Here is a 25,990-nt window from a genome sequence, read left to right on the forward strand (position 1 = left end):
CTCGCCCCCGCGGCCCCCGCCGGAATGCTGCCCCCACCCCGCGCCGACCCCGCCCCGCCCCGCGCCGTCGCCGTGCTCGGGGCCGCCGTGGAGACGGCCGCCGGCGCGGTGATGGAGCACCGGCTCGGCCTGGCCGGCGAGCCGTACCGGCAGGGGAAGGCGGGCCGCCGGATGCGCGCGGCCCGCGCGCTGACGGCGGGCGGCGGCCTGCTCGACGCGGTCGCCGGGCGGAACCGCGTGCTCACCGCGCTGTCCGGCCTCGCCCTGACCGCCGGTTCCCTGTTCACCCGCTTCGCCATCCTGGAGGCGGGCCGTGCCTCGGCCGCCGACCCCAAGTACACGGTGGTGCCCCAGCGGCGACGCCTGGAAGCCGGAAAACCCGCGTCGGTTCCCGCACCGGCCCGGTCGTGGCCGTAGCCGGCCGACCGGCCGGCTGCCGAGGGCCCTACCCGGCTCCGGTCTGCGCGCGGATCATCCGCGCGTACAGGCCGTGCCGGTCGTCCAGGAGGTCCAGCCGGGCGCCCTGCTGGGCGACCCGTCCCCCCTCCATGGCCACGACGGTGTCGAAGGACTCCAGCACGCCGAACCGGTGAGTGATCATCACGGTCGTCCGTCCCCGCCGTTCGGCGAGGACCGCCTCGACCACCTCGGACTCGGTGATCGGGTCGAGCGCGGACGTCGCCTCGTCGAGCACGAGCACGGGCGTGTCGGCCAGCAGGGCGCGGGCCAGGGCGATGCGCTGCCGCTCGCCGCCGGAGAACAGCGCCCCCCGCTCGCCCACCGGCGAGTCGTAGCCGCCGGGGAGCGCCGCGATCCGGTCGTGGATCCGGGTGATCCGGCAGACCCGCACCAGGTCGTCGGCCGTGGCGTCGGGGGCGGCGTACCGGAGGTTCTCGGCGACCGACCCCTGGAAGAGGAAGGGGTCCTGTACGGCGATGCAGATCCGGTCGGGCAGCGGCGCCCTGATCTCCGTCCCGTCGAGCAGGACCCTCCCCTCGGTCGGCGGGTGCAGCCCGGCGAGCAGGTGACCGAGGGTCGTCTTGCCGGACCCGCTCGGGCCGACGAGCAGTGTGGCGGACCCGGCCGGGATGTCGAGGTTCACACCGGACAGCGCGGGCCGGACCTCCTCGTCCGCCCCGGGGTAGCGGAAGCCGACCTCGCGGACGGTGAGCGCGCCGGGCCCGTGGGCCGGGATCCGCCGTGGTTCCCGCTCCGGTTCGGGCTCCGGCTCCGGCCGCAGGTCGAGATAGCCGAAGACCCGCTGGAAGGCGCCCAGGACGGAACGGAAGTCGGTGGAGATCTGCAGGATCCGCCCGAGGGGCTGGTAGGTCCTCGCCTGCAGCACGGTGAAGGCGGCGAGCGTGCCGGGGGTGATCCCGTCCGTCAACCCGGCCGCCACGAACACCAGGTAGGGGGTGAGCGTGAAGAAGACGTGGCCCGCGCTCAGCACCCACTGGGCCACCATCCCCGAGCGCACTTCCAGCCGGGCCAGCCGCTCGCTCTCCGCGGCGAACCGTACGGCCTCCTCGCCGCGCCTGCCGTGTACCCGGGCCAGGGTGGTGCCGCCGGGGGAGAGGCGCTCGGCGATGACGGAGGACAGCTCCGCCCGGCTGCGCTGGCCCGCGACCGACAGTCGCTCCAGCGCCCGTCCCGAGCGGGAGAACACCAGCAGGACGAGCGGGGCGAGCACCAGGGCGGCACCCGCCAGCGCCGGGGACAGGAGGAACATCGTGCCCGTCGCGACGACGAAGCTGACGACGCTCGACAGGATTTCGGGCAGGGTGTCCTTGACCGCGCGTTCGATCTGCACGGTGTCACCGGCCAGCCGCGCCTGGATCTCACCGCTCCGCTCGGTGGCGAAGAAGGAGAGCGGCATGCGCTGGACGCGGCCGAACATCTCCGTCCGCAACGCGTGTACCACCCGCTGCGCCACCCGGCCCGTCAGCCAGGTCTGCCAGAGGTCCAGGGCTCCCACCCCGCAGGCCAGTGCCGCCGCGGCTCCGGCGAGCAGGGCGAGCAGCGGCAGGTCGGGGCCGTCCGGGCCGAAAAGCGCGCGGTCGAAGACCGTCTGCGTCAGCAGCGGTACGGCGGCGTTCAGGACGGAGTAGACGATGATGATCAGGATGACGAGGCAGAGGGCGGATCTGTGCGGCGTGAACAGCCGTACGATCCTGCGCCGGGTCCCGGGAGCCGAAGAGCTCTCCGGATCGGAGGGGGAGCGATCGTGCACGGACGGACTGTTCCTTGTCTGGAGACGGGGTGGGGCTCCGCCCGCCCGGTCCCGGGCGGGCGGAGCCGTCACATCAGACGTCGCCGTTGGTGCAGCCGAAGTACTGCTGCGTCCTGCAGTTGGTCAGGCGCATCGCCTCGTTGCCGGCGGGCTCGCGCTCGGGAAGCGCCTGCAGGTCCTGGATGTTGAAGGACATGGTGTTCTCCTTGTGGTCGGGGAGCCGCCCTGTGCGGCCCCTTTGCCGTCACCGTCCCCCGGAGGGGGAGGTGAGTCCGAGGGCGTCGTCGAGCATCCACAGCCGGGGACGCCGGTGACGCAGCCGGAGGAGGAAGGCGACGGTGCCCGCCGTACCTCCGAGGAAGAGCGGACCGGGACGATCGTCCCGGCCGGGGACGAGCAGCAGGCCGGAGTGCTCGGCCGCCCGGGTCTCCAGGCAGCCGGCCAGGTCCACGGCCTGCCGGTGGTAACGGTCGTCGCCGGTGAAGTCGGCCATGTCGAGCAGGAACTCGGCGTCACCGGGAAGTCCGTGGCACCACGCCGTCTCCGACTGCCAGCGAGTGCGGTGCACCGCTGTCGCCGCGGCCCGGGCGAGGGCCAGGGCACGCTCGTCGCCGGTGGCGTTCCAGTACCTCACCAGGAAGGAGCCGACTCCCGACGATCCGCTGCACCAGTGCGGCCAGCGGGGGCGCGCGATCTCCGGCTCACCGCGGAGCGTGGCCCACCAGGCGGTGTCGCCGTCGAGGTCCGCGTACGCGTAGAAGGTACGGGCGATCTCGTCGGCGGTCGCCGCCCAGTCCGGCCGGTCCAGGACCCGGCTCGCGTGGAGCAGCGCGGTCCCGATACCGGCGATGCCGTGCGCGAAGCCGAAGTGGTTGACGCCGGCGAGACCGGAGTCGAAGTCCTCCGGTGTCGGCCACTGCGGATGCCCGTCCAGGTAGGACCGCGCGTCGTGCAGGTTCTGGAAGATCTCGGCGGCGCGTTCCCGCAGCGCCGGGTCTCCGGTTCGCAGCGCGATGTGCAGGACCGCCATGCCGCAGCCGGCCAGTCCGTGGGTGATGTCGGGACTGGGGTAGTCCGCCGGCAGCAGAGCCGCCGCTCGCACCGCGAACCGCGCCAGGTCCGCGTCACCCAGGGCCGTCGCCGCGTCGTACAGCGCCCACACCGCTCCGGCGCGTCCGAAATAGAGGCCGGGTCGCCAGTCGTCCTCCTCCTCCAGTCGCCGCCGCAACCAGCCGGAGACCGCGGTCACCGCGCCGGCCACCCCCGCCTCGGGCAGAGCCCGGGTCAGCACACCGAGGAAACCGGCCGCGCCGCCGTTCACCGAGCACGGATCCGTCCCGTCTCCGGTGACGGGGTCCGACCATGGCGACAGGCTGTCGTCGCACGCCTCCACCGCCTCCACCAGGTGCGTGATCCCGTCACCGATCAGGCGGTCGGTCAGCTCGGGGGCCCGGTCCGTCCCCTTGGAGAAGGGGGCGGCCGGTGTGAGCCCGGCGAGGAAGCGCTCGCACTCCTCCAGCGGCCAGCGCCGCTGCGGCTCCGCCGCCATCAGGCCCTCGACGAGGGGCCGCAGCAGGGCCAGCGTGGGGTTGGTCGCGGACACCGCCGCGATCCGAGGCAGGGCCGGCGGCTCCGGGGGTGCGCCGACCGCCAGGAAGTACACCAAGGCGCCGAGGCTGTAGAGGTCGGCGCTCGCTTCCGGCGCGGGCCGGAACCTCTTCCAGTGGTCCACCAGTTCCGGCGCCAGGTAACCCCGGGTCCCGCTTATCATGACGACGGTGCCCGGCACCGCCGCGCACTCCAGGTCGATAAGGCGGAGGTCGCCGTCGGGCAGCACCATCACGTTGTTCGGCGACAGGTCGCGGAACACGTGGCCGCGCTCGTGCACCGCCCTCAGCAGCTTCACCAGCCGACCGGCGATCGGCAGGACCTTCTCCGCGCGGTTGCCGAACCCGCTCTCACCGAGAGGGCCGGCGTTCTGGTTCGACCAGCGCTGGAGTGTGGTTCCGGGGAGGAACTCCTCGACGAGGAAGACGTGCCCGCCCTGCTCGAAGAAGTCCACCAGGGCGGGCACCGCCCCGCTCCCGGCCAGCCGCTCCAGGGCGGAACGCTCCATCGCGATCTGGTCCCGTGCGTCCCCGCCGCTCAGGTCGGCGCAGGCGTGCGGGCGGCCTTCCTTGATGACCACCTGCTGCCCGGTTTTGGTGTCCTCGGCGAGGTACACCCCGCCGCGGTTCGCATGCCGTACGGCCTCGCGGACGACGAAGCGGTCGTTCAGCATGACCGAGGCCGCTCCGGAACGCCGCTCCGCCTCCGGAGTCTCGAACGGGCAGACCGCGAACGACGGCGGGGAGAACTGCGGGCTCCGCTCGTCGAACACGAACCGGCCATCCGGGGAGCGCAGCCGGATCTCGTAGAACCCGTCGTTGCCCAGCACCCGGTGCCCGCCGAAGGCGCCGTAGCGGTAGTGCACGATTCCGCCCGGCCGGTAGGGGCGGTCGGAGAGGATCACGGGGCCGGGCAGGCCCAGGGTCGCCTCGTCCAGAAGAGCGGCCAGGCGCACCGACTCGGCGTCGTCACGCGGGTAGACGGTGACGAACTTCCCGGCCTGCGCGCGGGGGCAGTGCGCTTGGAGAAGGTCCCAGTAGTCGTGCAGCCGCGCGGGGAACTTGAACGCGCAGCCCGCCTCGGCCAGCACCCGCGCGACCCGGGAGAGGACCACGGGAGCGGAGAGCATCGTCGCGGAGACGTGCAGCTTCCACCCCTGGTCGGGGAGCTCGTACGCCTTCGGCGTGATCTTGCACCAGAAGCCGTCCTCGGTGATCGACCAGTTCTGCGCCTGCGCACGGCCGAGTTCGGCGGCCACGATGTCCCGGAGGAAGTCGGGGTCTTCCGAATACGTTCTCACGCGTTTCTCGCTCTCGGTCGTCACAAGTTCCCCTGCGTGAATGAGGAGGCCGTCCGGGGTCATCGCTGGAAACTTTCCGGCGCCCCGTCGTCCTGCCAGCGGAGTCTCTCTGATCGTCCTTGTGAATAGCTTGTGTCTGCTTGGAATGGCCGAGTGTCCACTTGTGGTCCGTTTGGGAAACCGGTCGGGTGGGAGGCCGGCCGGGGACGGCCCCGCGCCGGTGCTGTGACCGGAAACGCCCGCCGGTTTGCTGACCGCAGTGGCGGAGGCCGGACCGGTCGGATATGAGAAGGCGGCGTGGATTCCACCGTCATACGCGCCCACCAGCACGCGACCGGTGCCGGTAAAAAGGGGATTTGCATAAGAGGGCTTCACCCCGAGGCGGGGAAACCGGCGGTCCCGCGGCGATCAGTACCTTATCGAACCGCTGCTCATAATCAGCCGGGCTGAGGTGGTCGAGGGCGGAGTGGTTTCTTCGGTGTCGTAGCGGGTGATCCACGCGAGGACCGTCAGACGGGAGGCGTGGGCGGTGGGCCAGCGCCCCGCTGCCCTGGAGAGTTTCGCGCTTGAGGGTGGCGCCGAACGCCTCGGCCGCGGTGGAATCGCACCGGCAGGTCGGGCACCTGCTGATAGGGCGGTTCGCAGACGGTGGTGCGCGCCGTTCAGCGTAGCCGCAGGGCGGACCCGTCGAGGGGGAGCAACTCGCCGACGACCGGAGCACCGGGGATCTCGCCCGCCACGAGCAGGCCGCCGGAGGTCTGGGCGTCGGCGAGCAACAACAGATCCTCCTCGCCGAGGCGCCCCGCGTCGAGATGCGGCTCGACCCAGGCCAGGTTGCGCCGGGTGCCGCCGCTGACGTAGCCGTCCCGCACCGCCTCGCGGGCTCCCTCCAGGTACGGCACGGCCGCCGTGTCGACCACCGCCGTGACGCCGCTCGCCCTGGCCAGCTTGTACAGGTGGCCCAGGAGGCCGAACCCGGTCACGTCGGTGGCGCACCCGGCGCCGGCGGCGAGCGCCGCCCGGGAGGCGTCGCGGTTCAGCGTGGTCATCGCGACCACCGCCTGCGGGAAGACCTCGCCGGTCGCCTTGTGCCGGGTGTTGAGCACGCCGATGCCGAGCGGCTTGGTCAGGGAGATCGGCAGACCCGGACGCCCGCCGTCGATACGCAGCAACCGGCCGGGGTCGGCCAATCCGGTGACGGCCATGCCGTACTTCGGCTCGGGATCGTCGACGCTGTGCCCGCCCGCGACATGGCAGCCCGCGGCCCGCGCCACCTCCAGGCCGCCGCGCAGCACCTCCCGGGCGAGCTCCATCGGCAGCGTCTCCCGGGGCCAGCCGAGCAGGTTGACCGCGACCAGCGGCTCCCCGCCCACCGCGTAGACGTCCGACAGGGCGTTGGCCGCCGCGATCCGTCCCCAGTCGTAGGGGTCGTCCACCACGGGCGTGAAGAAGTCGGCGGTGGCCACGATCGCCCGGCCGCCCTCGACGCGGACCACGGCGGCGTCGTCCCCGTCGTCCAGCCCGATGAGCAGTTCTCCGGTAGGGAAGGGGCGGACGAAGTCTCCGCCCGAACCGTCCGAACCCGCAGCCGGGCGTCCGTCCGGATCCCCGCCCGGGCGTCCGTCCGGGCTCCTGCTTGAGCGTCCGTCCGGGCTTCTGCCCGAGCGCTCGCCCGGAGTGGATTCCGGGCGTCCACCCGGCCGTTCCAGCAGGTCCGCGACGATGGCCTCCAGCTCACCGGGCGGGATCTTGCAGGCGCACCCGCCTCCGTGGGCGTACCGCGTCAGCCGGATCCCCTCCGGCCCCGCCGTCCCGGCACTCGCCGAAGCGCCCGGCCCCGTCGCCGTCCCCGCCATGTCGTGTTCCCTCTCGCCCGACGCTTTCCCCACCCCACGATCCCGGCCAGGTCCAGTCCGCCGCTCTTCTCCTTGCATGACCGCGCCACACCGTGGTATGGCGAGCCGTCCTCACCCATACCCGCCCCGGGGTAGGTTCTCTCATGGAGGCGTCTGGGTGCCTGGTGGCCCCCCCGGTCTTCAAAACCGACGAGGCCGAGGTTCTCGGCCTGGCGGGTTCGATTCCCGTCCGCCTCCGCTGTCCGTCTGACCGGAGTCCCCGGGCCGGCCGCGGCACCACGACGCCGGGAGAAGGGCCGGGTAAGGGCCACGGCGGGCAGCACCGTGGCCGGGGTCTTGTCGGACGCCGGCGGGCTGCCAGCTTCCCGACGGTTCCTGTTGCGCGCGTTGCGGCAGGTGTTCGGCTGAGGGCCGGCGTCACGGGCTTGAAAGATCTTGCGTGTCAATGTCCCGCCTGATGATCATTAATAACCCCTCATAATCCGCGTTATGGGGATGTATGGTGGTGATCTCCCAGGATCCCGGGGACGGTCACCCCCTACCCGAAAGCGAACACGATGGGCGAAAACCAGCAACCGGCCCCCTTCCGCCCTGATCAGATGCGTGTCTCGCATGACGAGCGCGAAGCGGTGGTAGAGCGGCTGAATACGGCGGCGGCCGAAGGGCGACTCGACTTCGGCGAACTGGAAGTGCGGCTGGATCTGGCACTGAACGCCAAGACTTACGCCGACCTGGTATCCCTCACCGCCGATCTGCCACCCGAGATTCCGGTGGAGCCGCTGGTCATCAAGGGAGGTATGAACGGCGCAGCGCGGACCGGACGCTGGCGGGTACCTGCTCAGATCACCGTGTACGGCGGCATGGGTGGCGTCAAACTCGATTTCACCCAGACCCAATGCCGGCTGCCCGAGATCGCGATAGAAGCGCACGGGCAGACGAGCGGTGTCACAATCATCATCCCCGACGGGTGGGCGGCGGAGACCTCCGAAATGAATCCGGGCCTTGGTGGTTTCAAGGACAAGACCACGTCGGAGCGGCTCTCCGGGACGCCGTGGATCCGCCTTGCCGGCAGTGGCGGCACCGGGGGCGTGGTCATCCGCCACCCGAACAGCTGGGAACGCCGAGTGCAGCGGCGCGGTGGCGTATGAACGAGGCGGAGCACGTCGCGCGCGGGCACGTGGTCCCGGCACCAGAGGAACGGGATCCCGGAAACGTTGTGATCGACCACCGGGGCCGCCTGTTCGTCCGCGCGTCCGCCGAGGGCTGCGGGGGCGGGCCGTGACCGCCGAGCTGGCGTCCCGAGCGGAGATGCCGCACGCATCCGGCCCGCGTACATGTCGATCATGGCGGACGGCATGGTGTCGAACTGGACGACTCAGGCGTCGAACGGCAGGCACCCGCCACATCTCGGCGTCTGGTGGGATCTTTCGGCGGCTGGGGACGTGACGCCGCCGACGAGTTCGCACGAGACGCGAGCGGTCGCCTGAGAGACGCCCGTGGACGTTTCGTGGCCGAGAGCATCCAGCTTGGCCGTGAGACGGCCCGCGGCGCCGGTCGTGGGGACGTCCCTGTTGCGGGACGCCCTTGAGACGGCCACTCTCGGTAAGATCGCCAACCCGATGGAGCGCATCGGTGAACACGCCGAGGTCGCCGCCCCCTACGGCTTCAAGATCGTGCGTCTGTGGCTGTCCGTCGCCCACCGCAACCCTGCCGAAGTCGAGAGGCTGCTTATCCGCTACGGACGGCAGAGCAGATCAAGCAGGATCCGGGAGGAGTATTTCAAGGATCTCGGCTTCGCTGAGACTGTCCGCTTCGCCAACAGTGTTGACCACCATTCCGTCGACCTTGCTGAAATCGCTGAAGCGCGACGACCGGAGCGCGGGCACTCGCCCTCCGGGGCGTTCACCTTGCCGAGGACGTCGACCTCCTCGAAGCCTCACGAGACCACATCGCCAACCTCTTCGGGCGTCAATCTGACGCGTCCTACGATGCTCCGATCGTCTTCGGGGCGAAGTCCGCAGAGGAACTGCGCGCCGTGCTGGGCCAGGTCGCCAAAGCCAAAGGACGCTCAATCGAGAATGTTCTCGACATGATATGGCCGGACATGCCGGAAGGGCTCATCTCGCAGGTCGCGCGGAACGAAGCGTTGAAGCTGGAGGCGTACGCGCTCACAACGGGCCGTATGGGCATTCTGGAGACCACGGGTGATTCTCTGACGGAGCTCACCGTCGTCGAAGAACTCCGGCGCACTGCCGTCTGATCAGACGCGAGGAAGTCCCCGCCGCGATGGCGAGGGTTCTTTCGTCGTTCTCGGCCCTGCTCGGGCCCCGGGTCCATGATGGCCGCCGCGTCCTCCCGGGCGCCGCCCGGCGCCGGCGTCAGCGTCGAGGCGAGCCCACGCCCGCTCATCAGCCGTCGCCCCGCCGGGAGCCCCTGCTCCGGCGCCTTGCTCATCGCCTGAGCGGTCCTCATAACCGCCGCGCCGAACGCTGGGAAACACGAACGCCTCCGCCCGACGCCCGCCTCCCATGAGGAGGGCAGGCTCTTGGAGATTGGCAGCAACGATTACGTCAATCCGCATGGACATGTAGGCGTGCGGGGTTGAGGATCAAGTTGTAGCCACTTGTCGGAAAAGAGATGAGGCGGCGTCGTATGGGAAATGAAAATGCTCTGCGCGGCAAGCGCCTGATGCTGGCGGGCTCGACACTAATGGCCGCCTTCGTATTCCTGCCCGCCTGGGCCGTCCCCGGTTCGTCGACGATTGTCGACGGAACGCAGACCTCGGTAGTGGCGGACCCACCTCCGGAAAATCGGAGCACGCAGTACTGGAAGGGATATCGCGCGGGCTTCCGCGCAGCCTTCCGGGCCGCCAAGGAATGCAAGCAGTACAAATTCTTCAACGCCCCGGGCGACCAACCCGAAACCTTCGACAGCGGCTGGAACGATGGATTCGACCCCGGGTGGCAGAAGGGCAGCCAACGCTGCAAGAAGGAAAAGGAACACGATAAGCCGAGCGGGCAGCACTGAATTTCTTCGTCCCGTCGGGACGATCGGATCCACCATGCGGTCGTCGTGACCGGGCTGGGCGATCGACCGCAGGCTTATGTTCGGCCGCCGTATGACGTGTCGTGTGCGATCCCGATGGAGCGGATCGACCGGCACGGCGGCTGGGCCGACGGATCCCGGGCACTGCCCGGCCGTGTCGAGGACGCGACCGCTGGACCGGCAACCCCGTCGTGGGCTTGTAGGAGGAGGTGCGGCGCGGGTCAGAAATGCGCGATGTCGGCGAGGCTCCTCAGCGATTCAGGCAGGGTGGTCATCTCGTTGCGGCTCAGACCGAGGTAGGTGAGGTTGGGGAGCCCGGCCAGCGTTTCGGGCAGGGTGGTCACCCTGTTGTCGTACAGGAAGATCCTGGTGAGACCGGTGAGGTCGCCGACCGATTCCGGCAGGGTGGTGAGCTGGTTGCAGTCCAGGTAGAGATCGTTCAGGGCGGACATCCCGCCCAGCGACTCGGGCAGGGAGGCCAGTTCGTTCTCGCTCAGCAGGAGTCTGGTCAGGCTGGTGAGGTCGCCCACCGATTCCGGCAGGGTGGTGAGCCGGTTGCCCCGCGCGTGTAGTTCGGTGAGGCCGGTGAGGCCGCCCAGCGACTCGGGCAGGGTGGTGAGCCGGTTGTTGCGCAGGTCCAGTCCGGTGAGGTCGCGAAGGCCGCCCAGTGACTCCGACAAGGTGGTCAGCGTGTTCTCGCGCAGGTCCAGTTGGGTGAGGCCGGTGAGGCCGCCCATCGATTCCGGCAGGGTGGTCAGCTGGTTGTAGTCCGCGTTGAGCCATTCGAGGTTGGTGAGGCCGCCCAGCGACTCCGGCAGGGTGGTCAGCCGGTTCTTCCACATCAGGAGCAGGGTCAACTGAGTGAGGTCGCCCAGCCAGCCGGGCAGGGCGGTGAGCCGGTTGTCGCTCAGATCCAGTCCGGTGAGGTTGGTGAGGTTGCCCACCCAGTCGGGCAGGGCGGTCAGCCGGTTGTGGCTCAGGTCCAGTTTGGTGATGTGGGTGAGGTCGTCGTCCACCGACTCGGGCAACACGTCGATGCGCTGCCAGGACAGGTCGATTACGGTCGACCCCTCACTCAGGCACCTGCTGATCTCGTCTCTGACGACCTTCTCGTCGTAGCCGAGCCTCTTCAAGGTCGTTCCTCTCGATGTCGCGCCTGGGCCCGCCCCCACCGTGCTGCTCAAGCGCCGGGGACGAGGAGGAAGCTAGAGGCCGCCACTGGTGAACGGCTTGCGGATCATTGAGAATGCGCGGTCGGCTGGTGCCTGCGGTATCGAAGAAGCCCGCTGCCGTTTACGATCTGTCAACGCCAACGCGGCCAACCGGGGCCCAAGGCGTCCCAGGCCCTGATTGACGACGAATCAGAGACTCGGGACACCAGGCGATGAATCGCTGATCATGGGTGGTCCCGGTGCGGGGTCCGGGCGGCATCCTCCAGTGACTCGGTAAGCGCGGAGTCCAGAATGCTCATCGCGTGGTCCAGTTCGCTGTCGCCGAGCGTCAGCGGGGGTGCGATGCGGAAGATCCCGCCCATGCCGGGGATCTGCACGATGTTCATGTGCAAACCGCGGCGCAGGCACGCTGCGGTGACAGCCTGACCGAGTCGCTCGGCGGGGCGTTTCGTCGCGCGGTCGGTCACGAGTTCGACGCCCTGCAGCAGCCCCCTGCCGCGCACGTCGCCGATGACCTCATGGCGCTGCTGCAGTTCGAGGAGCCGCGCTCGGAGTCGTTCACCGAGGGCGGCGGCCCGCTGCACGAGTTCTTCTCGTTCGACCACCCGCAAGACCGTCAAGCCGACAAGGGCGGCGAGGGGATCGGATGCGTGTGTCGTGTAGAAGAGAAAGCCCCGGGAGTGGCAGACCTCTTCGATCTCCTCCGTGGTGATCACGGCGGCCACGGGGAGCCCCGCCCCGAGGGTTTTCGAGAGGGTGAGGATGTCCGGCACGACGTGGTCGCGTTCGAACGCGTACATGGCGCCGGTACGGCCGAGGCCGGTCTGTGCCTCGTCGACGATGAGAAGCATGCCCCGCTCCACGCATTTGCGCTTCAAGGCGGCGAGGTATCCGACCGGCGGGTCGATGATGCCCCCGGAGGACAGGATCGGCTCGACCAGGACCGCCGCGAGGCTGCCCGACGACTGCCGGTCGATCAGCTCGAACCCGTAGTCGAGTTCCGTCTCCCAGTCGTAGGAGCCGTCTGCGCGACGGAACGGCGAGCGGTAGGCGTTGGGCGTCGGCAACGTCATGTTGCCCGGCGCGGGCGGGCCGTAGCCGTGCCTGCCCGCGGAGTACGTCGCGGCGGCGGCGGCCGAGGTCATGCCGTGCCAGGACCGGTCGAAGGAGACGATCTCGTACTTGCCGGTGAACAGCTTCGCCATCTTGATGGCGGCTTCGTTTGATTCCGCCCCCGTCGTCAGCAGGAACACCTTCGACAGCGCGGACGGCAGTGTTCCGGACAGTCGCTCGGCGAAATCCACGACCGGGCGGCTGAGCATTCCGCTGTAGAGATGGTCGAGGCTGGAGATGGCTTTCGTGACTGTCGCGACGATGTCGGGGTGGGAATGACCGAGTACGGCACTCATCTGACCTGAGGTGAAATCGAGAATCGCATTGCCCTGCTCGTCGTAGACGTAGGAACCTTTCGCGCGCTCGATGATCCGCGGGGTGAAGGTCGCGCCGTACCGAACGAGGTGGCGCTCCACTCCGTTCCAGAAGCCGAGGTCTTCCACGGGTTACGCTCTGCCTTTCGCTCGGGCCGGTGGCAGCGGAGCCGAGGTCGTCATGGGGTTTCGGCGGCCTCGCCGGCGGGCGTGGAAGGTCGCGCCAAACATCCTGGCGATAGGAAGAAGCATGACCGGACCGCCGGTTCCGTCGCTCCGGTCAAGGATAGACGCGGCCTGACCGGCGAGCATCGTGGGCACCAAGAGGATGACGTTGTTCACGGGGTGCGTGAGAACACGTGCTTCCAGGCCGCCGGAGAAGCGCACATCAGGGACATCGCGCCCCCGGGGATCAGGTGGTACGCGGCCGGGCTCGAAAAGGTCACTGAGGGTTCCACGAGCACAGCCCGGCGCGAGCTGCCGTGATGAACCTCGGATCAGGGCCACGAATTCCCGGCCATGAGCCGTGTAAGGATCATGCCGGAGCCGATAACCGCTGCCGGAAGCAGGAGAAGCAGGACTATGAGGACGATCGGCAGTTCTGTATAGGTGACGGGCTCCGGGCAGGCCGGAGGCCGGAACCCTAGCGGAGTCGCCCGCCGGGGGAGGCGAGCGGCGCCGCAGGCTCGCGGGACAGGCGGGCGCGAACCCGGCCGAAGACCGAAGGCCCGCCCGCGAAGCACCACAGCGCTATCACCGGGTCGCAGATCGCGCAGCCGAAGGAGGAGTGCTCGGCGAAGGGGAGGATGGGGCTTCCCTTGAGGTGGTGCACGACGTCCCAGGCGGTGTGGAGCAGCCAGCCGATGCCGATCCAGGCCCAGCTCTCGAGCCCCCGGTAGGCGACGTAGCTCATGACGACCGGCAGGACGAACTCCCAGTACCCGAGTCCGCCTCCGCTGAGGTAGGCGGCGCCCGCGCCGGCGACCACCACGGCATTGACACGGCGCCGATGCGGCTCCGGGATCAGGGACATGAGAGAGACGGCGATCAGACCGATCAGGATCGGCATGAAGATGGACATGAGGTGTGGTGATCCGTTCTGTGAACGTACACGTTGCATTGACGGTGTCTGGACATGGTGGAGGTGCGCCCGGTTTCAGCCGGCGCGGACCTGGTCGGCCCGCTGCGGCGCCCTGTCCAGGTACCGCAGGGCCAGGAGCCCGCCGATCCCCGGCAGCCAGGCCAGGCCGGCGGCCGCCGGAGTGCGCTGCGGGTCGCGGATGGCGGCGATGACGGTGAACAGGTACGCGCAGCCGTGCACGGGCCCCGCCAGCGAGGAGACGGCGGGCAGGTGCGCGGTGGCGAGATTGCCCAGCAGGACGACGAGCGAGGCGAGCTCGACCGCGGCGGCGATGCGCAAGGGCCGTCTGGTGCGGTTCACGGTCACACTCCCGTGGTGGAGCCGGGCCGGACGATCATGAGGACTGTCACGATCGCCCAGAGCAGGTTGAAGACGCCGGTGAGCATGCCCAGGCGCGAGGTGGCACCGCGTGCCACTGGGGCGCCGGCCCCGTCCAGCCCGGCGATCAGGCGTTCCTGCCCCGGAAGGACGAGCAGCGCGAGGACGCCGGCCGCCGCGGCGGTGAGCACGATCGAGGCGATCAGCCACGCGTCGCCGAGGACGCCGAGACTGCTCGCGGTGGCGAAGCCGAAGACCGGCACGGCCAGGCCGACGACGGAGTAGACGCGGCAGATGCGGTGCAGCAGCCGGACGGAGGAGAGGGAGACGGCGTCCGCCCCGGCCGCCCGGGCGCGGCGCACCGCCGGGGGGAACATACTGGCCGCCACGGTCACGGGGCCGATGGCGATGATGGCGGCCAGGACGTGGACGGAGAGCAGGAACTTCGTCACCGGCCGGCTCCGGCGGTTCGGTGCCTGCCCGTCACCCCGTGCTGCTCGCCCGGAGGGACGTCGGTGATCGGATTACGGATGCCTTCGGCAACAGACATGGTGAACGGCGTTCTTCCTTGCGGTCTGGCGTACGGGACGCGCGCGGTCGGAGGGCGGGGGAGAGGCCCCGGGCGGATCGCAGCGTCAGCGGCGGCGTGCCGCGGGGAACCTCGCGGGCGCCTTCGACGCTCACCGCGCCGTCGGTGGCCGCGCCCGCGGCGTACAGGTCCTCGTACGGCGCGATGGCGTCCAGCGGGTCGAAACCGTCGGACAAGACCACTTGCGCGTGCATCAGCGCTGCTCCTTCTTCGGCGCTCGGGGCTTTCGCAGCGCAAGGCTAGACCGGCTCGTCCACCCGGCCCCATGGGCTGAATCGACAATTTCCACCGGGTTCTCGCCATCCGCCGTAATCGGCGGAATTCCCGATGCCGATCCGTTGACCAGCTCGTTTGTGGATGGCGAGTTCTCGCCTACCGTGTCCCTATGCACACGGTGGCGATCTTGACTCTGGACCATGTGGTGGCCGCCGACATGGCGACCCCGATCGAGGTGTTCGGGCGTGCCCGGCTGGCGGACGGGCGCCGGCCGTACCGGGTCCTGGTCTGCGCGGCGACGCCGCAGGTGGTCAGCGAGGCGTTCACGCTCGTCGCCCCGCACGGCCTGGAGGCGTTGCGGGAGGCGGACACGATCGTCGTGCCGGGCTGCTCGGAGAAGGCCTCGCCGCCCGGGGAGGAGGTGCTCGACGCCCTGCGCGCGGCGGCGGCCGCCGGCACCCGGATCGCGTCCATCTGCGCGGGGGCGTTCACCCTCGCCGCGGCCGGGCTGCTGGACGGGCTGCGCGCGACCACGCACTGGGCGGCGGCCCATCGGCTGGCCACGATGTTCCCCCGGGTGGATGTGCGGCCGGACGTGCTGTACGTCGACAACGGCCAGATCCTGACCTCGGCCGGAGCCGCGGCCGGCCTGGACCTGTGTCTGCACGTCATCCGGCGGGACTTCGGCTCGGCGGTCGCCGCGGACTCGGCCCGGCTGTCGGTGATGCCCCTGGAACGGGAGGGCGGGCAGGCGCAGTTCATCGTGCACGCGCAGCCGCCGGTACCCCGGGGTTCGCTGCTGGAGCCGGTGCTGGCGTGGATCGAGGACAACCTCACCCGGGAGGTGACGTTGGCGGAGATGGCCATGCGCAGCGGGATGAGCGAGAGGACCTTCAGCCGCCGCTTCCGCGAGCAGACCGGCACCACCCCGCTGCAGTGGCTGCTGCGAGCACGCGTACGGCGTGCGCAGTTCCTGCTGGAGACCACCGACCACGGCGTCGAACGCATCGCCGCGCAGGCCGGGTTCGGCTCGGCCACCGCCTTCCGGGAGCGGTTCAAGCGCGTCGTCGGCGTCACCCCGCAGTCCTACCGCTTCTCCTTCCGGACCAACGCCTCGTGACGGCCTGGAACCGCGCGAGCAGCGGGAGATACTCCGCGCCCACCAAGCGCTGCCCGCGCTGCCCGACCGACCAGCCGCTGACCCGCTGGTACCGCAACCGCTCCACCGTCGACCGCCGTCTCGTTCCGCTGCCCGGTCTGTAATCCTCGGCCCTCAAGGGATAACCTAGGGATATTAGGTTATGGTTTATTGCCTCTAGGAGAAGGAAGGTGCGCGCATGGCGCGGGCCGGGTTGACGGCGGACCGGGTGACGCTCGCGGGCGCTGAGCTGGCGGACGAGGTCGGGCTCGACCACGTGACCATGTCGGCGGTGGCGCGGCGTCTCGGGGTGAAGGACGCGAGCCTGTATGTGCACGTGCGCGGCTTGGAGGACCTGCGCGGACGGATCGCGCTGCTGGCGGCGGACGAGAAGACCATCCGCATCGCCGAGGCCACCGCCGGGCGGGCCGGGAAGGACGCGCTGGTGGCGTTCGCGAACGCCTGGCGGGCGTACGCCCACGACCACCCGGGCCGGTACACCGCGACGCAGATCCCGACACAGATCGATCCCGAGCTCGCGGCCCGGGCTCCCGGGCCGCGACGCGCGGTCGAGCTGACCTACAGCATGCTGCGCGCCTATGCGTTGGCCGAGCCCGACCTGACCGACGCGGTCCGGCTGGTGCGCAGCACGCTCCACGGCTTCGTCAGCCTCGAGGCCGCTGGCGGGTTCGCGCACGCGCGCCCGTCCGAGGCCTCCTGGGCCCGCTGCCTCGACGCCCTGCACGCCCTCCTGGAGCACTGGCCCGCACCCTGTGAAGGAGACCCATCATGACCAGCCCGACCACCGGCCGCCTGCGTGGTGGCGGCCTGCCCGTCAACGCGCAGGCCGCCACCGCGCTACCGCCGCAGGCGGCGGCACGAGCTGAGCGGACGATGGCGAACATGCCCTACTTCCTCGGGCGTATCGTGCCGAGCTTCATGGCCTACGCCCCGGACCTGGATCGCCTGGCGGCTCTGTCGGACCGGCTCGTACTCGCGGGCGGAGCGGAATCGCGCGGTGAACTGCCCTACCGTCCCGCCGCCTTCCTGGCCGAGCGGCTCGGCATGGAGCTCATCCACTTCCCCGGCGGGCACACGGGCCTCAGCACGCACCCCGCCGAGTTCGCCGAGCTGCTCCGCAAGGTGCTGAGCGCCTGAAAGGGGCCGTGCTCGCCGCCGAGCCGGCCACCGACGGCCGGGCGCTCGACGACCACCGCGGCCACGCGCGTCAGCCGTCGCCGTGATCATCCCGTCCCGGCAGACTCGCCGGTAGCCGACGGTCATGGGCCGGGCCGCCAACCCGTCGTCGGAGGTCCTCGTCCCGCCCGCTGATCGCCGGCCGTTCGCCCGGCCTCTCCGGTATTTCACCTCAACACTTCCCAAAAGAAAGCAGTTGCCCTTGAAGGTTACTACCCCCCGAGGGGTATGTTGCAGGCCGTGATCGCAGGCCCTTCGCCGCTTCGGGAGCGCCACCTGGTCACCGGCGGCAGGCCGGTCACCGGGCAGGACCCGGCCGGCGCCGCGGGTGCCGCCGACGGGACCGTCGCGGGGCGACGATGGCCGGGCAGCGGAGCCCGGTACGCGCCACCGCCGTCGTATGCGTGATCAGGGCTGCCCATCCCGTCGGGAACGCGGTATGCGGGCAGCTCGCCGACCAGAGAGACCAGAGTGAGGAGAACCGTGATGAGTGAGATCCAGTACACGACGATGCCGGCGGTCGCCTACCGCAAGAGCCTGCCGATCCAGGACGGCGAGAGCCTGGTGGACGTCGAGCTGCCGGTGCCGCAGCCGGGCCCGCGCGACCTGCTGGTCCAGGTGGAGGCCGTCGCGGTCAACCCCGTGGACTACAAGGTGCGCCAGAACAACGACCCGGGCGGCGAGCCCAAGGTGCTCGGCTGGGACGCCGCGGGCACGGTCGTCGCGGTCGGCGACGAGGTCGAAATGTTCACGGTCGGCGACGAGGTCTACTACGCCGGCGCAATCGACCGGCCGGGTACGAACGCGCGCTTCCACACCGTCGACGAGCGCATCGTCGGCCGGAAGCCCGCCACGCTCTCCTTCACCGAGGCGGCGGCGCTGCCGTTGACCTCGCTCACCGCCTGGGAGGGCCTGTTCGAGCGGCTGGGCCTGCGCGAGGGCGCCCTGGAGCAGACCGGCACGCTGCTGGTGACAGCGGCGGCCGGCGGTGTCGGGGCGATGGTGGCGCAGCTGGCGCGGGCCCTCACCAGCCTGACCGTGGTCGGCACCGCCTCCCGGCCGGAGACCGTCGAGTTCGCCCGCCGGATGGGCGTGACGCACGTGGTCGACCACCACCGCCCGCTGCCGCAACAGCTGGCCGAGGTGGCACCCGGCGGGGTGGACTACATCTTCAGCACGGCCGGCACGGACCGGAACCTCGCGGCCTACGCCGACATGCTCAAGCCGTTCGGCCGGCTCGTCGCCATCGACGACTTCGGCGCGGTGGAGATCGGCCTGCTGAAGTCGAAGAGCATCTCCTTCCACTGGGAGCTGATGTTCACCCGCTCGCTGTACCAGACCCCCGACCAGGCGACGCAGCACCACATCCTCACCCAGGTCGCCCGGCTCGTGGACGCGGGCATCCTCGCCACCACCGCCACGACGGACCTCGGCACGATCAACGCCGCCCACCTGCGCGAGGCGCACCGCATCCTGGAGTCCGGTACCGCGATCGGCAAGATCACGCTCACCGGCTTCTGAGCCGGCGGGCGGGTGGCCACCGGCCGCCCACGCCGGGTGCGGCCGCCGGGCGCGACGCCATGTCCGTCACCGTCTGACGCGGCGCGGTTCGGATCGGCGATCAGACGATCCACGGCTGCCGGGTAGGATGCCGGCGTGCCCCACCGGATCTGTGCTCTTGTCGTCGCCGGATCGGTCGACGTCGAGCGGGCCCACTCGGTGGGGCTGCATGCCAGACTCGTGCACGACGGCATCAGTGTGTTCCCGATCGATCACTGCTTCTCCACCTACTGGGCCGCGGTGCGGGGCAACGGGGCGCTGCTGGACCTGCCCCGGCGCGGCCTTCCCGGCCTGTTCCCGAGAGAGGCGGTGCTGTGCGACCTCGTCCGTGAGGTGACCGGCGCGGACGAGCCGCGGTTCGCGATCGTCCAGACGGAGTACTTCGGCGGTGTCGGCGGCCAGTGGGCTGCGGCGTTCGCCGGTGAAAGACGACTGACGACTGACGGGGCATCGATCAACGAGGCGCTTGCCGCACTTGGCGTGCGGGCGTCCGCTTCGATGGACGAGTTCGACGTGATCGGTCTCGGCGAGTTCCGGAGCAACCCGGACTACCTTGACCGCTACGCCGACCTGTGTGACGAACTCGGCGTCTGACAGCTCGTTTCACGTCGAGCGGACCTTCGCCCGGCTGTAACGGTTCGCCTGGCTGCGGGTCCGCCCCGAATCCCGGGCTCCTCGTCGCCGGGGCCTGCTCGACCCGGCGTGCGGCCCCGTCTGTCCGTGCCGGCTCCGGACCTCATTCCGGGACCGCCGGTAAGCGCCGAAGGCGCGGTCCTCCGGCCGGGGCCCCGGCCGGAACAGGGGGTTTCGGCAGCCGGCCGCAGTCTCCTCCGACCGGTGAGGCCCGCATCCGGAGTGTTGAGATGATGATAACATCTAGATGTTGAACGCATCTTTAGGTCGCGGCGAATCACAGAGGTGGCAATGGTCAGACTGACCCGGGCGCAGCAGCAGGAGCGCACCCGAGCGGCCGTGCTGGCCGCGGCGCGAGAGGAGTTCGCCGAGCGTGGATACCTCGACGCCAAGGTCGACCGGATCGCGGAGCGGGCCGAGCTGACCCGGGGTGCGGTGTACTCGAACTTCCCGAGTAAGCGCGCGCTCTACCTGGCGGTCCTGGTCGACTCGATCGAGCACACGGGTGCCGCCGAGGCGCCGTCGCCGACCGGCTCGGACGAGGCGATGGGCGCGTTCGCCCGCACCTGGCTGGAGCGGCTGCCGTTGACCGGCGACACGCCCGCCGGCGGGAAGCTGCAGTCGCGCTCACTGGCCGGGTTGTTCGACGACGAACCGGGCCGCACCGCGTTGGCGCAGCTCGCCAGAGTGGAGGCGTTGCTGCTGGCTCTGGCGCTCGAGTCATGCGTACCGCACCGCATGGGACGGGTGCGGCTGGTGCGACTGGCCGAGCTGGTCCTCACGCTGTTGAGCGGGGCGGGACACCTGGCCGATGCGGCACCGGGGTTCGGCGATCCCTTCGATGTGGTGCGCGCCTGCGAGCACCTGGCCGGCCTCGACCTCGCCGACACGTGGAACCCGCCACACCTGCCCTACGTCACCGCTGCGCACCTCGTCCAGGACGCCTGGGAGCCGCCCGCGGAGCTGCCGGATCAGATCACCGGCCGTCCGGTCGGATTCGACGCCGACGGGGTGATCGCGGTCCTCGGGACCGGACGGCTGGAGGCGGCCGAGGAAGCGGTCCGCGCCGCCCGCCCGGGCGACCAGGTCACCGTGGCCGTGGTGACGGGCGACCCGGCCGAGGTCGGGCGTCTCGTACGGCTGAGAATCGGCGACCTCACCGCATGCCTGCGACGTGTGTTCGCCCCGGACGCCTGGCCGGGTCTTCGCCTCGTCCTCGACGAGCGCGCCGCCGTGGCGTCGGCCGTGGGAGTCCCGGACCCGGGTGACGCCACCGAGGCCGCGGTACGCATCCGGGCGGGCAGGATCTTCTCCCGGGCCTACGGGCGGGGCGCCGCCCACGCCGCGGCCACCGCGGGCGGCTCGACCGCTACGCGGCTCGGTGAAGCCGGTGGATGACCCGCACCGCTCGACATGTCCTCGGCACCACGACGAGACCGGGGGACAGGGAGAAAACTCGGACGACATGCTTGGCTCACCCCATTCGACCGGCAACGACTTGTTGGTGCTCCACACCCTGCGCTGTGTCGGGTTCGCCGGTCTCGCCCGCGTGTCCGGAGCAGCGGGACTTCCGGCGCCCGAGGTGGAATCCGTGCTGATCGACCTCGCCGTGGCCGGCCTGGTCACGCATGCTCCGGGGGACTTCGGCGGGTGGGGTCTCACCGAGGCCGGCCGCGTCGCGGCTGCCGAGCGGATCTGTGCCGAGCTCGACACAGCCGGCGCCCGCACCGCGGTGGCCGGGGCGTACGACGACTTCCTCGTGCTCAACCCGGAGCTGCTCGATCTGTGCACGGCATGGCAGATGCGGTCCGCCGACGGTGTCGCGACGCCGAACGACCACACCGATCCCGCTTACGACTCCCGGATCCTGGACCGGTTCACGGACTTCCACGGGCGTGCCGATGCCGTCTGCGCGGACCTGGCCGCGGTGCTGCTCCGATTCCGGCGGTACCGGGTCCGGCTCGCCCACGCACTCACCCGAGCCAGGTCCGGCGCGGTGGAGTACGTGACGAACGACATGGAGTCCTACCACATCGTGTGGTTCCAGCTTCACGAAGACCTGCTGGCCACCCTGGGCATCCCACGGTACTGAGCCGCCGCGCCGATGACCTGGATTCACCCGCTCTCGGCGGAGACCGAGGAGACGCCGGACGTTCTCGGCGGCAAGGGGCACGGCCTCGTCGTGTTGCACCGTCTCGGGCTGCCCGTGCCCCCCGGGTTCGTCATCGGCACCGGGGCATGCCGCGCCTTCCTGCGTGACGGGCGGTTTCCCGACGGCCTCGACGCCGAGCTGGCGGCTGCCGTCTCCGGCCTGGAAGCCGTCACGCGACGGCGCTTCGGCGGACACGAGCGGCCGCTGGCGGTGTCCGTCCGCTCAGGCGGCAGCGTGTCGATGCCCGGCATGATGAGCACGATCCTCAACGTCGGGCTGACCACCGAGGCCACGGCGGGGCTGGCGGCCGAGACGGGTGACGTGCGGTTCGCGCTCGACTCGCGCCTGCGGTTCTTGTCCGGTTTCGCTTCCGCGGTCATCGGCCTGCCTCCCGGGGGCCCGGACGCCGTCGCACGCGAGGCGGCCGAACGCGGACCCGGCGGTGAGGAGACACGCCTCGCCGACGCGATCCGAGGCGTTGCGGCCCGCATCCGCGAACGAGCCGCCGGACCGGTCCCGGACGACGCGATGCGGCAGCTGGAACTGGCCGTCCGGGCCGTGTTCTCGTCGTGGGACACCCCGCGCGCCAAGACCTACCGCGAGCTGCACGGCATCCCGCACGGACTCGGTACGGCCGTCACCGTGCAGGCCATGGTGTTCGGCAACCGCGACGACCGCAGCGGAACCGGCGTCGCGTTCAGCCGCGACCCCAACACCGGCGAGAGCGTCCCGTTCGGCGACGTCCTGTTCGGCTGCCAGGGCGAAGACGTCGTCTCCGGCAGGTCGGCGACCCGGCCCCTGACCGAACTGGCCGGACGGGAGCCGGCGGTGTGGGCCGGCCTCCTGGAGGCCATGGGCCGGATCGAGGAGTACTACCGCGACGCCTGCCACGTGGAGTTCACCTTCGAGGCGGGGAAGCTGTGGCTCCTGCAGGTACGGCCCGGTGGTCTCGCCGGGCGCGCCGCGGTCCGCGTCGCGGTCGAGCTGGCCGACGAGGGCCTCATCAGCCGCCGCGAGGCACTGCTCCGGATCTCCCCGCACCACCTCCGATACGTTCGCACGCCCCGGATAGAGCTCGCCGACGCGCCCGACATCCTCACCCGGGGGCTGGGCGCCTGTCCCGGGGTCGCGGTCGGCAGGGTCGTGACCACCGCCGACAGGGCAGTCCGGATGGCAGCCGGTGGTCCGGTCATCCTGGTACGTCCGCAGACCTCGCCACTCGACATGCACGGCCTGGCCGCCGCCGCGGGAGTCGTCACCGCCCGCGGCGGGCCGGCCAGCCACGCCGCTGTGGTCGCGCGGGCGATGGGGAAACCCGCCGTCGTGGGAGCCGCGGATCTCACCGTCGACGCCGCCACCGCCTCCGTGCGAGCCGGGGGACGTACCTTCCCGGAAGGCACACTCGTCACCATCGACGGGACGGGCGGGGAAGTCGTCGTCGGCAGCCCCCGCGTCACCACGGCGCCGGCCGGCTTCCACCTGCACCGCCTGCTCGGATGGGCCGACGAAATCTCGGGCGGCGGCCCGGACCGCGACGACGCGGAACGCCTCACGGCGGCCCACGCCGTCCTCCGGAAGGCATGAGACGCAGACGACCCGCTCCTCGACGAGGGCGTCGGCGTCGCTGAGGACTCGCGGCTCCGGGCCGGGGAAACGCCGGAGCCGGTCGCCGCGGGGCGGGTGCGGTTGCCGTGGGAGCGGGGCAGGCAACTGCCGCCCCACCCGGGCTCGGCGTCTTCGCCGGTCAGCGGTGTCCGCCGGTTTCCCGGCCAAGACCGCCGAGGTCCCGGATTCGCCTGCGGCGTCCGGTCACCCGGTGGGGTCTCCGACCTGCAGTCGCTTCCCGCAGCGGCACGAAGCCGGATTGTTTCTTTGGGGATGCAACACTTTGCCCCTCTTCTCCGTCTTAGCCGGGACAGACGAGAGGGGAAACTGATCCGTGGACGACGAACCACGCTTCGAGGACTTCGCCGGCGACCGGGCGGACGCGCTACTCCGCTACGCCTACATGCTGACGGGCAACCCGCACGACGCCGCCGACCTGGTGCAGGAGGCCCTGGTGCGGCTGCGTGGCTCGTGGTCGCGCGTGCAGCGAAAACGCGACCCGGAGAGCTACGTCCGGACCACGATCACGCGGTTGCACATCAACATCTGGCGTAGGCGCAGGCGCGAGCACCTGGCGTGGGACCCTCCGGAAAGACCCGGTGACGACGACCCGTTCGCACGGGCCGACGACGACGCCGACCTGTGGGAGCAGCTGTCCAAGCTCCCCCGGCGGCAGCGGGCCGTACTGGTGCTCCGTTACTACGAGGAACGCACGGACGCCGAGATCGCCGAGATCCTCGGCATCTCCCAGGGCACCGTGCGAAGTCAGGCCTCCCGTGCCCTTGAGAAGCTCCGATCCGCCGCCTCCACGATCACCCTGTCCGCCAACGGGAGCGCACGATGACCGACCTCGAAGACGCCCTCACCCGCACCTTCACCCGCGCCGCCACCCGCGCCCCCGCGGCCCCGCCCGACTTCGTCAGGCAGGTCGACATGAGGTATGTCCGGCGGCGGCGCGGCCGCAGCGTGGCGGTGGCGGCCGCGGTCACCGCCGTCGTGGCCGGATCCGTGCTCGGGACGCGCGTACTTTCCACCACGTCCCCGGCACCCGCCGTGAAACCCGACACCACCGTGTCGCAGGCGGCCCCCGCCGTCGTGGAGGTCGCACCGCCGATCGAGCGCGTCTGGCCCCGGGCGGTCCACGAGATTCCCGCCGGTCTGCCCAACGGCCAGGCCTTCAACGCGGACCTGTTCCTGGACGACCGCACGGTGGTGGGCAGGGCTCTACGGGGCGGCCCCGCGCTCAAACCGGGGATCTGGTCCTATGACCTCGACTCCGGAAAATTCACCAGCCTCGCCACTCTCACGGCTCCCAGCGTGGCCTCCCTGGTCGCCGGCGACGGCTTCCTGGCATGGTCGACGCTGAACAAGAGGACGGTCGAGATCTGGACGATACCGGCCAAGGGCGGAACACCGCGGAAGATCACGTCGTTCCTCGGCGTGTCGTCCGGTGAGGACACCTATCACGGGATCGACATGACCATCGCGGACGGCAAGGTCGCGTGGTCGCCGGCGAAGGACGGCGGCGTCTACCAGGTGCCGCTCTCCGGCGGAGAACCCACGCTGGTCCCCGGAACGGAGCGACACCACCTCCTCCGGTGGCCCTGGGCGGGCTATCCGACCCATGACGTGTCCGGGCTTTCCGGCGGACCCGCCAAGGAACCCCCCATGGCCCACCTCCTCAACGTGCGGACCGGCGAGCGCAGCGACGCGGTCACCGGGCCCGGGGAGAAGGGCTGGACCTGCGGGGTCACCTGGTGCGTCACCTTCCAGAAGGCCCGGCACCGGGACGGTACCGGGGAGCGTAACCTTCCGGGGTCCGTCTCGCTCGGGGGACCCGTCCCGTACTCGGGCAGGTTCCTCCTGCTCTACCAGCAGGGAAAGAGCGGAGAGCGGGGAGCGTCGATCTACGACCTGTCCACCGGCCGCGCCGCCGCCCTTGTCCGCTCCCCGGCCCGCAAGGGCGACACGGCCCTCCCGACCATTCACCTCCGGGACGGACTGTTCTCGTACAAGCGCGGGAACAAGCAGGTGCTCGTGAACCTCGGCGCCGTCAAGTAGGCCCGCCTGGCGGGCAACGGCTTCACCGAGACGGTGATCCGGGCCGATGAGATCAGGTCACGGCTTCACCGGGACGGTCATCCCGGCCCGCGAGATCAAGGAGCCGCCCGGACGGGGCGCCCGCCGAACGCGGACGCCCCCGCGGTGAAGGGCGCGCCGCCCCGCCGTGCGCGTCCGAGCTGCTCGGCGGCTCGGTTGGGCGGCCGCGCGGTCCAGCGGACCGGCATTTCCGATGTATCCGAAAAATCGGATGTGCCCAAGTAGGGAGATCGGTAGTGTTTCCCGCAGTTCATCGGGTCCGGAGAGGGCTCGGGCCGAGCACATCGGTCGTCTCCTGGAGAGGGTCCGCCGGTGTCCTCTCCCGTATCCGCGTCCTCTTCCGGCCCGGTGACCTGGTCAGGTCTGGTGGCGGTGCGGGTCGAAGCTCCATCGGTTATCGCTTCGGGAGCCGGAGGTCGCGAGGTTCGAATCCCGCCGGGCCCTTCTCGGGGCGCGTCGTCCAGCGGTCCAGGACACCCGAACAGTCGCTGGCGGCCTACCGCGGGGCCGTCAACCAGCAGGCTCGCGTCGTGGTCGCCGCGATGACCGCCGCCGGGTACTCGATCGGCGACCCGAGGGACACGGGTGTCCTGAACGTCGCGGGGGTGGACGCGTCGCTGCCGCTGGTCGTCAACGGGTTCGTCCGGAGCTGACCGGGCAGGCGCGCGACGGCCCCGGCGCCGGAAGCCGCCGGGGCCGCCGG

26 protein-coding genes, 1 tRNA gene and 1 pseudogene are annotated in these 25,990 nt (G+C 70.7%); 18 read left to right on the top strand and 10 right to left on the bottom strand.

Translation table 11 applies throughout. The features are described from left to right. Window positions 1-417, top strand: a pseudogene (locus ABD841_RS36940) (NrfD/PsrC family molybdoenzyme membrane anchor subunit); the annotation flags it as partial. Between the two features lie 28 nt (window positions 418-445). Here ABD841_RS36940 and ABD841_RS36945 read toward each other — a convergent pair. From ABD841_RS36945 to selD, 4 genes are all read right to left on the bottom strand, one after another. After that, the gene (locus tag ABD841_RS36945) at window positions 446-2,230 is read right to left on the bottom strand and encodes an ABC transporter ATP-binding protein (RefSeq protein WP_344981445.1); all 1,785 of its coding nucleotides are present in this window, start codon (window positions 2,228-2,230) and stop codon (window positions 446-448) included. A gap of 73 nt (window positions 2,231-2,303) precedes the next feature. Next, entirely contained in the window at window positions 2,304-2,426 is a 123-nt protein-coding gene (locus ABD841_RS36950; protein WP_344981447.1) for a hypothetical protein, read from the bottom strand. Between the two features lie 48 nt (window positions 2,427-2,474). Continuing rightward, on the bottom strand, window positions 2,475-5,138 hold the full coding sequence (gene lanL / locus ABD841_RS36955) for a class IV lanthionine synthetase LanL (RefSeq protein WP_344981449.1): 2,664 nt from the start codon (window positions 5,136-5,138) through the stop codon (window positions 2,475-2,477). Window positions 5,139-5,800: 662 nt separating this feature from the next. After that, on the bottom strand, window positions 5,801-6,994 hold the full coding sequence (selD, locus tag ABD841_RS36960) for a selenide, water dikinase SelD (RefSeq protein WP_344981451.1): 1,194 nt from the start codon (window positions 6,992-6,994) through the stop codon (window positions 5,801-5,803). A gap of 145 nt (window positions 6,995-7,139) precedes the next feature. Between selD and ABD841_RS36965 the strand changes: the two genes are divergently transcribed. The 4 genes from ABD841_RS36965 (at window position 7,140) to ABD841_RS36980 (ending at window position 10,021) form a co-directional block, all read left to right on the top strand. After that, a tRNA-Sec gene (locus ABD841_RS36965) sits at window positions 7,140-7,233 on the top strand. A gap of 318 nt (window positions 7,234-7,551) precedes the next feature. Further along, window positions 7,552-8,142, top strand: a complete 591-nt coding sequence (locus ABD841_RS36970; protein WP_344981453.1) for a DUF1707 SHOCT-like domain-containing protein — start codon at window positions 7,552-7,554, stop codon at window positions 8,140-8,142. Between the two features lie 887 nt (window positions 8,143-9,029). After that, window positions 9,030-9,254: a hypothetical protein gene (locus ABD841_RS36975; protein WP_344981455.1), complete on the top strand. Its 225-nt coding sequence runs from the start codon at window positions 9,030-9,032 to the stop codon at window positions 9,252-9,254. A 392-nt stretch (window positions 9,255-9,646) separates the two neighbouring features. After that, window positions 9,647-10,021: a hypothetical protein gene (locus tag ABD841_RS36980; RefSeq protein WP_344981457.1), complete on the top strand. Its 375-nt coding sequence runs from the start codon at window positions 9,647-9,649 to the stop codon at window positions 10,019-10,021. A gap of 239 nt (window positions 10,022-10,260) precedes the next feature. Here the strand turns inward: ABD841_RS36980 and ABD841_RS36985 are convergent, their stop codons facing one another. The 6 genes from ABD841_RS36985 to ABD841_RS37010 all read right to left on the bottom strand — a co-directional run bounded on the left by ABD841_RS36985 (window position 10,261) and on the right by ABD841_RS37010 (window position 14,880). Further along, entirely contained in the window at window positions 10,261-11,172 is a 912-nt protein-coding gene (locus ABD841_RS36985) for a leucine-rich repeat domain-containing protein (protein ID WP_344981459.1), read from the bottom strand. 263 nt (window positions 11,173-11,435) lie between these two features. Further along, complete coding sequence (locus tag ABD841_RS36990) at window positions 11,436-12,767, bottom strand: aspartate aminotransferase family protein (protein ID WP_344981461.1); 1,332 nt, start codon at window positions 12,765-12,767, stop codon at window positions 11,436-11,438. A gap of 514 nt (window positions 12,768-13,281) precedes the next feature. Further along, a complete protein-coding gene (locus ABD841_RS36995) occupies window positions 13,282-13,719 on the bottom strand; it encodes a DUF6010 family protein (protein ID WP_344981463.1) in 438 nt (145 codons plus the stop codon). Between the two features lie 75 nt (window positions 13,720-13,794). Continuing rightward, on the bottom strand, window positions 13,795-14,079 hold the full coding sequence (locus ABD841_RS37000; protein WP_344981465.1) for a hypothetical protein: 285 nt from the start codon (window positions 14,077-14,079) through the stop codon (window positions 13,795-13,797). Window positions 14,080-14,081: 2 nt separating this feature from the next. Then, on the bottom strand, window positions 14,082-14,549 hold the full coding sequence (locus ABD841_RS37005) for a hypothetical protein (protein WP_344981467.1): 468 nt from the start codon (window positions 14,547-14,549) through the stop codon (window positions 14,082-14,084). 31 nt (window positions 14,550-14,580) lie between these two features. Then, complete coding sequence (locus ABD841_RS37010) at window positions 14,581-14,880, bottom strand: hypothetical protein (RefSeq protein WP_344981469.1); 300 nt, start codon at window positions 14,878-14,880, stop codon at window positions 14,581-14,583. Window positions 14,881-15,071: 191 nt separating this feature from the next. Between ABD841_RS37010 and ABD841_RS37015 the strand changes: the two genes are divergently transcribed. The 13 genes from ABD841_RS37015 to ABD841_RS41095 all read left to right on the top strand — a co-directional run bounded on the left by ABD841_RS37015 (window position 15,072) and on the right by ABD841_RS41095 (window position 25,940). Next, complete coding sequence (locus tag ABD841_RS37015) at window positions 15,072-16,022, top strand: GlxA family transcriptional regulator (protein ID WP_425582106.1); 951 nt, start codon at window positions 15,072-15,074, stop codon at window positions 16,020-16,022. Then, the gene (locus tag ABD841_RS37020; RefSeq protein ID WP_344981472.1) at window positions 16,019-16,165 is read left to right on the top strand and encodes a hypothetical protein; all 147 of its coding nucleotides are present in this window, start codon (window positions 16,019-16,021) and stop codon (window positions 16,163-16,165) included. The genes ABD841_RS37015 and ABD841_RS37020 overlap by 4 nt, the downstream gene beginning before the upstream one ends. Window positions 16,166-16,239: 74 nt before the next feature. Next, window positions 16,240-16,833, top strand: coding sequence for a TetR/AcrR family transcriptional regulator (locus ABD841_RS37025; RefSeq protein WP_344981475.1), 594 nt, complete (start codon window positions 16,240-16,242; stop codon window positions 16,831-16,833). Beyond that, complete coding sequence (locus tag ABD841_RS37030) at window positions 16,830-17,198, top strand: hypothetical protein (protein ID WP_344981478.1); 369 nt, start codon at window positions 16,830-16,832, stop codon at window positions 17,196-17,198. The genes ABD841_RS37025 and ABD841_RS37030 overlap by 4 nt, the downstream gene beginning before the upstream one ends. Before the next feature lie 279 nt (window positions 17,199-17,477). Next, window positions 17,478-17,645 carry a hypothetical protein gene (locus tag ABD841_RS37035; RefSeq protein WP_344981480.1) on the top strand — a complete coding sequence of 56 codons (168 nt, stop codon included), beginning with the start codon at window positions 17,478-17,480 and terminating at the stop codon, window positions 17,643-17,645. A 78-nt stretch (window positions 17,646-17,723) separates the two neighbouring features. Continuing rightward, entirely contained in the window at window positions 17,724-18,758 is a 1,035-nt protein-coding gene (locus ABD841_RS37040; protein ID WP_344981482.1) for a zinc-binding alcohol dehydrogenase family protein, read from the top strand. 135 nt (window positions 18,759-18,893) lie between these two features. Further along, a complete protein-coding gene (locus ABD841_RS37045; RefSeq protein ID WP_344981484.1) occupies window positions 18,894-19,391 on the top strand; it encodes a hypothetical protein in 498 nt (165 codons plus the stop codon). A 330-nt stretch (window positions 19,392-19,721) separates the two neighbouring features. Next, window positions 19,722-20,828, top strand: coding sequence for a TetR/AcrR family transcriptional regulator (locus ABD841_RS37050; RefSeq protein WP_344981486.1), 1,107 nt, complete (start codon window positions 19,722-19,724; stop codon window positions 20,826-20,828). 193 nt (window positions 20,829-21,021) lie between these two features. Next, a complete protein-coding gene (locus tag ABD841_RS37055; RefSeq protein ID WP_344981488.1) occupies window positions 21,022-21,522 on the top strand; it encodes a transcriptional regulator in 501 nt (166 codons plus the stop codon). 12 nt (window positions 21,523-21,534) lie between these two features. Beyond that, complete coding sequence (locus ABD841_RS37060) at window positions 21,535-23,166, top strand: pyruvate, phosphate dikinase (protein WP_344981490.1); 1,632 nt, start codon at window positions 21,535-21,537, stop codon at window positions 23,164-23,166. A gap of 355 nt (window positions 23,167-23,521) precedes the next feature. After that, window positions 23,522-24,031 (top strand): SigE family RNA polymerase sigma factor, encoded by a 510-nt coding sequence (locus ABD841_RS37065; RefSeq protein WP_344981492.1) that lies wholly within the window; start codon window positions 23,522-23,524, stop codon window positions 24,029-24,031. Next, a complete protein-coding gene (locus ABD841_RS37070; protein ID WP_344981494.1) occupies window positions 24,028-25,248 on the top strand; it encodes a TolB family protein in 1,221 nt (406 codons plus the stop codon). Before ABD841_RS37065 ends, ABD841_RS37070 begins: the two co-directional genes overlap by 4 nt. Before the next feature lie 275 nt (window positions 25,249-25,523). Further along, window positions 25,524-25,940 carry a hypothetical protein gene (locus tag ABD841_RS41095; RefSeq protein WP_486389212.1) on the top strand — a complete coding sequence of 139 codons (417 nt, stop codon included), beginning with the start codon at window positions 25,524-25,526 and terminating at the stop codon, window positions 25,938-25,940. The last annotated feature ends 50 nt before the right edge of the window (window positions 25,941-25,990 follow it).

Origin of the sequence: Streptosporangium fragile, assembly GCF_039534445.1 — a bacterium.
Classification (GTDB): Bacteria; Actinomycetota; Actinomycetes; order Streptosporangiales; family Streptosporangiaceae; genus Streptosporangium; species Streptosporangium fragile.